Origin of the sequence: Rhodococcus sp. T2V (assembly GCF_029269925.1) — a bacterium.
GTDB classification, from domain to species: Bacteria; Actinomycetota; Actinomycetes; order Mycobacteriales; family Mycobacteriaceae; genus Rhodococcus_F; species Rhodococcus_F koreensis.
Window position 1 is genome coordinate 1 of sequence record NZ_JARJBD010000166.1, and the last position, 10,471, is coordinate 10,471.

Consider the following 10,471-nt stretch of genomic DNA (forward strand, 5'->3'; position numbering starts at 1 on the left):
TAACCCCACGAGGAGTCACACGACGACTTCGTACACCACGCCCCGGGACTTGACCCCCGGAGGGGCGTCTGTGTCAGGACCGACACACCGCCGGCCCCCATGTCCATCGACAGGGAGATCAGCTGTCCGTCAGCAAGGACGAACGTGTCCGCCTACAGGGAGGTTGGCATGTCCGCTAGCATTCGACCTTGAGGATCGAGGACGGAATGCGATGCAGTCAGCACTTTTGCACTTCCCGTAATGCACTCGGTACCGGCCGAGGAGTCGACTCATCCACCAACCGGCGCATCACACTAATCAGGAAACCCCTCCAGCCGAGGCTGGCTCGCAGTGGTAGATGCGGTAGCCGACCACCTGTTGCTTGTTCAGCGCTCTGCGGACTTCGTCAGGCGCTGTGTGACACACGCAGCGACTCGCCGGTCGGCGAGGTATGCCCAGGCAGTCGGTCAGATCCGCTCGTGCAGCTACTCATCTACTTATCGCCCCTTCTCGGACGGCGCCACTTCACTTCGGGTTCCGAGGCTCAAGTGTCCGGCCCGTTGAGACTGTGGATGGCACTGGGAACGTAGTCACCACCGACTGGCATCAAGGCAGTATTCTTGACTCTCCGGTGCTGTACGGATAGCCCCGAACCAGACCCTACACACCGACGGGTCTGCGCATCGGTGACATCAAACCGCCGACTAAGAGTTCCGCGGCCGCAACTCCACGAACATGGGCACTCGCGACGCGGTCACGGACTGACCAGCGCGCCATAGAGTTCGCGGCAGCCATCACCATGTATCCAGCAGCGTTCAGATCCGCTGGAGCGAAGATTCCGCTCTCGATACCCTCCCCTATCAGGTTTCGAGTGAAGGCATCGTAAGTTGCGATCGTTGCACGCAACTGCCGCGCTGGCGCGCTGTCGGCGGGCTTTCTGAGTAGTGTCGAGTTGAGGTCCAGCAACTCGGTGTGCGGCTGAGCGCACGCGATCTCGACGTGCGCCGCGACCAATCGCCAGAGCCGTTCATTGGCAGGCCCCTCGGATCCAGCCGCGGTCATGCCGGCAGCGGCGATCTCCTGGGTGTGACGTAGGGCAATCCGGACGAGAAGCTCTTCTTTGTTCTCGACGTAGTGGTAAAGGCTTGCCTTGGCGAGTTCCAGTTCGTCGGCAATCTCTTCCAGGCTGGTGGCCTCGTACCCCTTCACGGCGAACTTCTCCGCTGCGATCGCAAGGATCTCATCGCGCCGCCGACCACGCCTACGGTCCGCTCTACTCTCGCTCCGATTCTCTTCTGCCTCGAGCGCCGTGTCGCTACTGCGGGCGGCCCTGGCCAATGACCCCGATTTGGTCACGACCGATCCGCCGACCGCCGTGTCGCCGATCCATCGACCCGCACGCGAGAAGAAGCAACAGCGATGGTGATCCAGCCACTACTTTCGCCAGCGGTCACTGCTGATCCTCCTGCCCTCGACGACTACTCCGTCATCTTGTCAACCGGCGGACGGTCGGTCAACTTGCAGTCGAACCCTGGGCTCGACTCGAGCGATGCATGCATATCCCCACCGCGCGAGTCGCCCAACTCGAACGTCACCGCCCTGGGTTTCTCCCACTCGCCGGCAGGGAACCCAAGGAGCCGGATGCCGACCAAAGATCAACACCCCCGCATTCGACTCTAGACGGTTCGACGAATAGATAGAGGGGCGCCGCCGACGGAGCTGAAGCGGGTTGCCTTCGTGCGAAGGGCGGCCAGACCTGACGTACACAGGTTTGGTGCCCCGGCCAGCGGATCGTGATGATCAGCATCATACGGGCACCACGAACAACTGTTCCGAGTATGCCCACACCCTGGCTGTGAGTCCCCAGCAGGCGCCCCGACGGGTCGTCGTCGCTACGAGGGGGGCGGACGGAGCATCGGCGACATCAACCCACCGACGATCAACTGCGCGGCCGACACGCCACGGTCTGCGGCGCTCACTACCCGCTGGCTGACCGACCAACGGGCCATGGCATTGGCCGCGGCCATGATCATAGGGCTCGCTGTCTGGGGCTCCGCCGCGAACGTGCCGCGCGCGACACCCTCCTCGACGAGGGACAGGACGAAACGGTCGTAGGCGCCGATGATCTCGCGCAGCTCCACTCCGGGACCGTCTTCGGCTCGTCGCCGCAGAATCCGCGAGTTGACGTCGAGCAGCTCGGTGTGCGGCTGGAGGCAGGCCGCCTCGACGTGGGCCGCGATCAGGCGCCACAGCCGCTCGTGTGCCTCACCGGTCTCTCCGGCCGCGGACATCCCCGCCCCGGCGATCTCCTGGGTATGCCGAATTGCGATCCGAAGGAGTAGCTCCTCCTTGTTGCTCACGTAGTAATAGAGACTCGCTTTCGCGAGCTCCAGCTCGTCGGCGATCTGCTCCAGTGTCGTCGCCTCGTAACCCTGACTCGTGAACTTGGCGGCAGCCACCGCGAGGATCTCATCCCGGCGACGCCCCCGACGGCGGTCCTTGCGCGTGGTCGCATCCTGGACGTCAGCCACGGCAGACCTCACGGATCGTCGCACCTGCGTGGTCAGCGTGATTCACGCTGACCACCTTGACACGACGCCGGAGCGGCCCGCCACCCGGCCGCAGACTCTCGGGGACACCGGAGCACCACGTGTGGCTAGCGGGCTGCTCATGTCAGTCGCCGCGGTAGACAGGCTGGCGCTTCTCCATGAACGCCTGGGGCCCTTCCTGAGCGTCGTTGCTCCGGAAGACCTCCGACCCCAACAGGAGCTCGGTGTACAGCGCTTCGTAGAGCGGTACGCCGGAAGCCTGGAGTACCGCCTCCTTGATGCGTCGGACCGCGAGCGGTCCGTTGCGCTGAATCCGATCCGCAAGCTCCAACGCGGTGGATAGCACGTCCTCCGTCGGGACGACGCGGTTGACCAGGCCGAGGTCTAGCGCCTCGCTGGCGGTCATGGTGTTGGCTACAAGTAGCAACTCCATCGCCTTGGCCCAGGGCAACTGCCGCGCCAGACGCACGACGCCTCCGCCCACCGGCATCAGCGCCCACCGCGCCTCGGGGACGCCGAACTTGGCGCGCTCCGCGACGACACGGATGTCGCTACCGAGCATTAACTCCATACCACCGGCTACGCACACGCCGTTCACCGCGGCGATGACCGGCTTGGTGACATCGGAGAAGAAGCGCTTGCCGGGATCTGGAAACGCGTCGCGCAGGCTGGTCGGACTGTCACCGACGGCGTCGCCGCCGAGATCGGCGCCCGCGCAGAACGCCGAGTCGCCAGCGCCCGTCAGGACCAGGACGTGCAGGTCCTTGTCAGACTGGAATTCTCGAGTCACGACATGAAGCCGATCGGCCATCGCCCGCGTGATCGCGTTCTTGACCTCCGGACGGTTCAGCGTGACAAGCAGGATGGAGCCCCTACGCTCGACGAGCAGGTGCTCGTCCGCCGGGGTCGCCTCGGCGCTCATGAACCGGCCCGCTTGAACCGGGGGACGGTCAGGTCCGGATCGACGCTGTCGAACACGACCTCTAGAGCCATACCGACCTTCAGGTCGTCGTTGTCGATGTCGACGACGTTGGCGAGGATCTGCGGGCCCTCCTCCAGCGCGATGACGCTCACGTTGTATGGAAGCTCGTCCGCGAAGGCGGGGTGGTACAGCGTCCGGATGACGGTGTAGGTGTACAGCGTTCCCCGCCCCGACGCCTCACGCCACTCGACCGGCCCGTTGCAGCGGCTGCATCCCTCGATCGGGACGAACTGGTAGCGGTCGCACGAGGCGCAGAACTGGAGCAGAAGACGGTTCTCAAGGCAGCCATCCCAGAACGGCTTGTTGATCTTGTTGATCATCGGCCGTGCCTTGGGCACAAGAGTCTCGGTCGCGGTCATTGGTTCATCCCTTCCGCAGGATCATGCAGGCGTCGCCGTACTCCATGTATCCCTGATCAGTAGTGGTTCCTCCATGCCCGGTGACGACACACGTCTCCGCACCGGCAACCTGGGTCGGCCCGGCATCGCCGCGGACCTGACGGATGGCCTCGACCACCGGCGTGAAGCCCTGCATGTAGCTCCAGGAGAGCTCGCCGCCAGCGGTGTTGGTCGGGATCACCCCGTCCAGCCACAGGTTGCCGTCGGCGACGAACGGGCCGGACTCGCCGCGCCCGCAGAAGCCGAGGCCTTCGAGGGCCATCAGCACCGTGATGGTGAAGCAGTCGTAGATCTCCGCGACGTCGATATCGCTCGGCGACATCTTGGCGCGGGCGAACGCAGACTTGGCCGCGTGCGTGATGCCGGAGGTCAGGTAGGCATCCTGCTCGTAGCTGTCCTGCAGCGAGTGGCCGAAGCCGAGGCCCTCGATCAGCACGGTGGGACCGGGGCAGTCCTTGGCGCGCTCCTCCGTCGTGACGATGAAGGCGCATCCGCCGTCCGCCACGAGGCAGTAGTCGAACTTGCCGAGAGGGTCGGCGATCGGACGAGCGCCCAGGTAGTCGTCCATCGTCATCGTACGACCGTGCATGTAGGCGTCGGGACGCATGTTGGCGTAGGCGCGAGCATTGAGGGAGACGGCGCCGAGCTGCTCCTTCGTCGTCCCGAACTCGGCCATGTGCCGCCGCGCGGCGAGCGCGTGGTCCGCACCGGGCGAGTACATGCCGTAGACGCCGGGGGTGTCGCCGCGGTGCGCAGCGAACATCCCGGCATCGCCCACCAGGGTGTTCGCGCTGAGTGCAGTGTCGCCGTAGCCGACCGCGACGTAGTCGCACTCGCCACGTTCGACGAGGCCGACCGCAGTGGTCAGGGCCTGGATCGCGCTGACTCCACCACTCTGGGTCTGCCAGACCAGGCGGGGCCGCGTGCCCAGCAGTTTCGGCACGTAGCCGCCCAGGCCGAAGACGTCCATCTCCACGATGCCCGGCTGGTAGATGTAGCCCTCGATGTCGGTCATCTTCAGGCCGGCGTCCTCGACCGCAAGCTGGAGGCCCTCCAGCCTCAGCTCCAACGAGGTCACTCCGGGCACGCGGCCCTGCTGGGTGACCCCCAGTCCCACGATTGCTGCGGTCATTCGTATCTCCTTTGATGAGGTGACTCGGCGGTGCCCGGCGAGCGGGCCGGCCGCGCGGGTTGGGAGTGCGATGGGTGGATCAGGGCAGCAGTCGGGACGTCAGCTCGGCGTCCCGCTGGGCCGCCGACCCGAACGCGTGAGTGCACGCGAGGGCGTGGCGGTAGAAGAGGTGGGCGTCGTGCTCCCAGGTGAAGCCGATGCCTCCGTGCAGCTGGATCACACGCCGAGCCGCCGACGCGTAAGAGCTGTCGAGGTGCCGACGGGCCACCATGCCGGCGGTTCCCATGAGTTGGCCACGGCCGGTCTGGGTGGCCCACCGGACGAGCGCGTCACCGAGCTCGGCGTCCGCGGTCATCTCGGCGATTGGGTGCTTGACACCCTGGAAGGTCCCGATGGGCATGCCGAACGCGAAGCGCTCCCGTGCGTAGGAAGCGACGAGGTCTATGCACGCGGCCATGCCGCCCGCCTGCTCCGCGGCGACCGCCACGTCAATCTCGGGCTGCGCTTCCCGGAGGGCGGGCTCGATGTCACCCAGTCGCGTCGCGGCGACGCGGTCCAGGGTCACGACCGCCACGGGGTGGGTGGCTGACAGTGGCTCCTGGATCTCAATCGTCACGCCCTCGGCCGTCGCGTCGACCTCGTAAAGGCCCTCGCCCAGCTCGTCGGACACGCGTATCAGCAGGGTGTCGGCCGTCGCGGCGTGCAACACGGAGCCGTCGGTACCGGAGACGCCGCCCTCCGACGCGTCGAAGTTCGGCGCGTCGAGACCCGCCACTGCCACGACGACGTCGCCCGCGGCGATGCCGGTCAACAGCCGTGTGGCGACATCACCGGGGTAGTGGCGCAGGAGCAGCGGTGCCACGACACCCGTGCTCAGCATCGGGCCGGTCACGAGTCCCCGGCCGAACTCTGTCATCACGACGGCGACGTCCGCGATCGTCGCGGAGCTGCCGCCGAATTCCTCGTCGATCAGGAGACCGGCGATGCCCAGTTCGGTGGCAATCCGCGACCACAACTTGCGGTCGGTGTTGCGGTAGTCGGTCAGCGCGACTCTCGCCTGATCACGCGGGGCGTGCTTCTCGGCGAAGTCTCGGCACACCTCTTGAAGGGTCCGTTGCTCATCGGACAGGACCATGTTCATGGTGCGACCTTCGGGCTGGCGGGGAGTTCGTTGAAAGGAGTGCGGCGATCCGGGCTGGGATCCTTGGGGAGTCGGTGACGACGCTCGGCGATGATGTTCTTCTGCACCTGGCTGGTGCCTCCGCCAATGGCGTGACCGATCGAGTCCAGGTGGACCCGGAACAGGTCGGTGACGCCCGGGGTCGTGGGCGTCAGGACCTCCGGGCCCATCAGTTCGATGGCCAACTCGCCCGCCCGCTCGTTGAGCTGGTTCGCTGCGATCTTCGCGATCGAGTCGACCGGCCCACTGTCGATGCCCGCTTCCAGCTCCGCGTCGAGGCGCAGTAGGACGGCGGTCAGGGCCTTCTCGCGCACGAACAGGTCGACGATCTCCGCCACGATGTGCGGATCGTCGCCGCGTCCCCGACGCCGCGCCTCCTGCGCCAGGTTGGCTGGTGACAGCAATCGGTTCTGCGGCAGTCCCAGCTCGGCGATGGCCATGCGCTCGTGGCGCAGCATCGCCAAGACCGCCGCCCAGCCGCCGTTGACCTCACCCAGCACCGCGTCGGAGGCGACCACGGCGTCGTCGAAGAAGACCTCGTTGAAGGGGGTCTCGCCGCTGGCCACACGTAGCGGCCGCACTTCGATACCCGGCTGGCGCATGTCGATGATGAATTTCGTCAGACCGCGGTGCTTGGGGACGCTCGGGTCCGTACGAGTGATGATGACGCCCACGTCGGCGTGCTGCGCGCCCGACGTCCAGACCTTCTGTCCATTGATCCGCCAGGACCCGTCAGGCATCTGGCGGGCCGACGTGCGGATGCCCGCCACGTCCGATCCAGCCGCCGGCTCGGAGTACAGCTGGCACCACAGCTCGTCGCCGCGCAGCAGCGGACGGATGTAGCGCAGCTTCTGGGCCTCGGTGCCGATGTCCAGAATCGTCGGACCCGCCATACCCACGGCAACGGTGAAGGTCCCCTCCCCCAGGTTGTAGGGGGCCGACTCCTCGAGGACGATGCGTCGCTCGGCCTCGCCGAGGCCGTGGCCACCGTACGCCTTCGGCCAGTTTGTGCCGACCAGTCCGGCCTCATAGCACGCCAACTGCCAGGCCTTGGCCGGCTCGAGGTCTGCACCTGCAGGTAGGGCGTGGGGGTCCGGCGGCGCGTGGGGTCCGTGCTCACGCAACCACTCACGAATGTGGATCCTGAAGTCGCTCGTCATCGGACGCTCACTTCCTGCGAAACCTGGTGTGGGCTCCGTCGCGCCCACTCGGCAAGCCCACGTGAACTGTCGGTGATCACGGACAACCCCTCCTCGTCTCCTTGGGCGATGAATCTCAGTTTCTCGCCCCACGGTCGAAAAGTCAATCGACAGTCTAATATTCGCTTTGCGGTCGTCTGATCACGGTGAACGTGCGCCGCGACCTTCTGCGACCGAGACCACTCGGCCCGTCATCCGCCGCCGATCCGCTCGGCCTCGCGAGCGCGGATCACACCCCGCGGCTCGCAGCCATCACGATCCAGCGCCGCCGACCGCTGAAAACGCACCGATGGGTGGCCGGTCCGTCGACCGATGGACGCGGGATGACGATGGGCCTCCAGATCGAAACAAGCCACAAACCTCGCGCGAGGAGAGCAAGCTCTCCGCCCACAAACACGCGCGGACGAAGGACAGGCAGGTGGTGCTATCCTGCGTCGGATTGAAGTGACACACATCACCAAAGTGAGGAAATTCATGACGTGCACTAACGCCCCCACTGACACATTCGTCGAGGTCAACGGCCTGAAATTGCATTACACCGACTGGAATTCTTCGACAGAAAATACGACGCTGCTCATCCATGGACTCGGCAAGGAACTTCACGTTTGGGACTCGGTCGCTGCAGACCTGGCTAGAACCCGGCGTGTAATCTGTGTCGATTTGCGAGGCCATGGCTTGAGCGACTGGAGCAAAGAGGGCTACGCCCTGGAGAGTTTCGTTGACGACCTCAGCGCCTTGCTTGCGCATTTGAATATCGCCGAGATTCAAATCGTGGGCCATTCGGTAGGCGCTCGGGTCGCGATTATGCTGGCTGCTACGTGGTCAGGTCAGGTCGGACATGTCCTGCTTTCCGACGCTGGTCCCGAACTGTCTCAAGAAACAGCACAGCTACTGTGCAAGGCCAGCATGCAGGGTATGCCGAGTTACGATTCCGAACATGGCGTGTTGGCCGCTCTCCGCGAAGCGCACCCTGACTGGCGCGATGAATTTCATCAGATTTCTCTCCGCCACGAGTATCGCCGGAACTGGATCGGGAAGTTCATCTATAGGGCTGATCCAGAGATCCTGTGGATGGTGCAGACCGAGTGGGTCGAGGGAAATCCACGCCTGTGGGAAAGCTGGGAGCAGATTCAGGCACCAATCACCGTACTGTGGGCGTCCGAAAGCGCATTCCTTGACGAGGAGATCGTCGCGCGGATGCGCGTGACCCAGCCGACGTTCGAGCTGCGACGGCCGACAGGGAGTCATTTCTACCTTCGACAAGCTCCCGAGGAATTCCTGCGATACGCCCAGGAAGCCCTTGCCGGCTGAGAAGTCCACGTAATTTCCCGCGACCGAAAGAATGGCGACCCGAGGCGTCCGCCACTGATATCGGCGCCGGTATTCTCGCCGCAGCGCCTCAACCTTTCCAGGTGCAAGATTGCAAAAGTTGCCGGATGACCAGAGCGAGAACTCTTCCAGAATCGCATTGTGCAGAACTGATTCCTTGGACGCCTGGCGATGTCGCGGCTCTGCTTTGGATTGCTCACCTGCTGTAGACATCTGCTCCGGCGGAGGTCGGCACCTGCCGACGGCATCCTGGCCTGACCTGCACGGCACCGAGTGGCCCAAAATCCTCAGCCACTCAGGTGGGCGTGCGATGTACGTATGTGTTGTTCAACCGACCCCGAGGTGAGCCATCGGAGTCAGTTGCCGGCAATCCGGTGTCCGCTGAATTCGACACAGTAAGGAATAATCAAATGTCACCGCAGATCATGACTGTCTTGGGTCCGGTTGACTCATCACTTATCGGGCATACGCAACCCCATGAGCATCTCCTATGTGATCTCTCATCGGCATCCCTCGGTGTTCAACCGCCGCGCGAAGAACTGTCGGCCACCGCTCGTTCGAGAATGCAGACGCCGATCACCCTTGAGAACAGATACGAAATTCGCAAGACGATCCTGCACAATGAAAACCTGCAGCTGACCGACGAAATTACCATCGCCGACGAGCTGACTGATTATCGCTCCGCGGGCGGAAGCGCAATTGTGGATGCCACCCCGATCGGGTTAGGACGCGACCCAGAGGGATTGGCGCGACTTTCGCGGCGCTCCGGCGTACACATAGTCATGGGTGCGGGGTACTACAGCAAGGGATTTCATACGCCTTTTGTCGCCGCCGCCGCCGAGGATGAAATAACTCGTAGAATCGTCGAAGACATTGTGATTGGCGCCGACGGTACGCGGGTCAAGTCCGGAGTTATCGGCGAGATCGGCTTGGGGTGGCCAACCGATCCTGACGAACTGAAGGTGCTGCGGGCGGCCAGCCGAGCGCAAATGCAAACCGGAACTCCGCTCCTCATTCATCCAGGAGGATCTGCAAATGCGCCCGCGACGGCCGTGACGGAGTCGATGACCGTAGGGGTGCGCCCCGACCGAATTGTGATGGCTCACCTAGATGCACGATTTTTCGAGGAACGATCTTTCCTCGACTTTGCCGAGCTGGGGACATATCTGGAACTGGACCTTTTCGGCAGAGAATCTTCGCATTCCTCCATGGCTGCGGATCCACGCTGGCCAAATGATGCTCGCCGTCTCTACTATGTGCGAAAATTGATCGAGGCGGGACACATCGAACGCATTCTCATCTCGCAGGATACTGCCCAGAAGAGTGACCTTCGCCGTTTCGGTGGGCCCGGGTATGGGCACATTATCAAGAATGTGGTTCCCCTGATGGTCCGCCTGGGTTTCTCCTATGAAGAGATCGAGTGCATAACGATCGAAAACCCAAGGCGAGCACTGTCTATTCCATAAAACACATGATTAATCTAAATGCAATACCGTTCAGTTAGTGAACAAGGAAGGTGCATTTCGGCGGTTGGGTGGGTTGTGGATGGTGTTGGTGGTGTGCACGTTTGGCGGCCCATTTGAGGACTTTGCGTTTGACGACGCGGGGGTTGGCGCGGTGTCGGCGTGCTGGGTTGATGCGGCGCAGGAGTTTGGCGATGCCGTGGTTCCACAGTCGGGTGGCGGCGTGGTGGTTATGAGGGGGAAAAAGAGCTGTGGGACAG

At 63.8% G+C, this 10,471-nt stretch carries 10 protein-coding genes; 3 read left to right on the forward strand and 7 right to left on the reverse strand.

The window, feature by feature from the left end:
• Positions 1 to 639: 639 nt before the first annotated feature.
• The 7 genes from P3H15_RS51350 to P3H15_RS51380 form a co-directional block, all read right to left on the reverse strand.
• On the reverse strand, positions 640 to 1,335 hold the full coding sequence (locus P3H15_RS51350) for a TetR/AcrR family transcriptional regulator (RefSeq protein ID WP_276144380.1): 696 nt from the start codon (positions 1,333 to 1,335) through the stop codon (positions 640 to 642).
• 536 nt (positions 1,336 to 1,871) lie between these two features.
• Positions 1,872 to 2,510, reverse strand: a complete 639-nt coding sequence (locus P3H15_RS51355; RefSeq protein WP_276144381.1) for a TetR/AcrR family transcriptional regulator — start codon at positions 2,508 to 2,510, stop codon at positions 1,872 to 1,874.
• A gap of 142 nt (positions 2,511 to 2,652) precedes the next feature.
• A complete protein-coding gene (locus P3H15_RS51360; RefSeq protein ID WP_276144382.1) occupies positions 2,653 to 3,450 on the reverse strand; it encodes an enoyl-CoA hydratase-related protein in 798 nt (265 codons plus the stop codon).
• The gene (locus P3H15_RS51365) at positions 3,447 to 3,869 is read right to left on the reverse strand and encodes a Zn-ribbon domain-containing OB-fold protein (protein ID WP_276144383.1); all 423 of its coding nucleotides are present in this window, start codon (positions 3,867 to 3,869) and stop codon (positions 3,447 to 3,449) included. The genes P3H15_RS51360 and P3H15_RS51365 overlap by 4 nt, the downstream gene beginning before the upstream one ends.
• A gap of 4 nt (positions 3,870 to 3,873) precedes the next feature.
• Positions 3,874 to 5,040 (reverse strand): thiolase family protein, encoded by a 1,167-nt coding sequence (locus P3H15_RS51370; protein ID WP_276144384.1) that lies wholly within the window; start codon positions 5,038 to 5,040, stop codon positions 3,874 to 3,876.
• 79 nt (positions 5,041 to 5,119) lie between these two features.
• Positions 5,120 to 6,181 (reverse strand): acyl-CoA dehydrogenase family protein, encoded by a 1,062-nt coding sequence (locus P3H15_RS51375; RefSeq protein WP_276144385.1) that lies wholly within the window; start codon positions 6,179 to 6,181, stop codon positions 5,120 to 5,122.
• Complete coding sequence (locus P3H15_RS51380) at positions 6,178 to 7,380, reverse strand: acyl-CoA dehydrogenase family protein (protein WP_276144386.1); 1,203 nt, start codon at positions 7,378 to 7,380, stop codon at positions 6,178 to 6,180. Before P3H15_RS51380 ends, P3H15_RS51375 begins: the two co-directional genes overlap by 4 nt.
• 483 nt (positions 7,381 to 7,863) lie before the next feature.
• Between P3H15_RS51380 and P3H15_RS51385 the strand changes: the two genes are divergently transcribed.
• The 3 genes from P3H15_RS51385 to P3H15_RS51395 all read left to right on the forward strand — a co-directional run.
• The gene (locus P3H15_RS51385; protein WP_276144387.1) at positions 7,864 to 8,730 is read left to right on the forward strand and encodes an alpha/beta fold hydrolase; all 867 of its coding nucleotides are present in this window, start codon (positions 7,864 to 7,866) and stop codon (positions 8,728 to 8,730) included.
• Between the two features lie 428 nt (positions 8,731 to 9,158).
• Complete coding sequence (locus tag P3H15_RS51390) at positions 9,159 to 10,214, forward strand: phosphotriesterase (protein WP_276144388.1); 1,056 nt, start codon at positions 9,159 to 9,161, stop codon at positions 10,212 to 10,214.
• Positions 10,215 to 10,251: 37 nt separating this feature from the next.
• Positions 10,252 to 10,471 (forward strand): hypothetical protein (locus P3H15_RS51395; protein ID WP_276144389.1); only part of this gene is annotated, 220 nt, incomplete at its 3' end.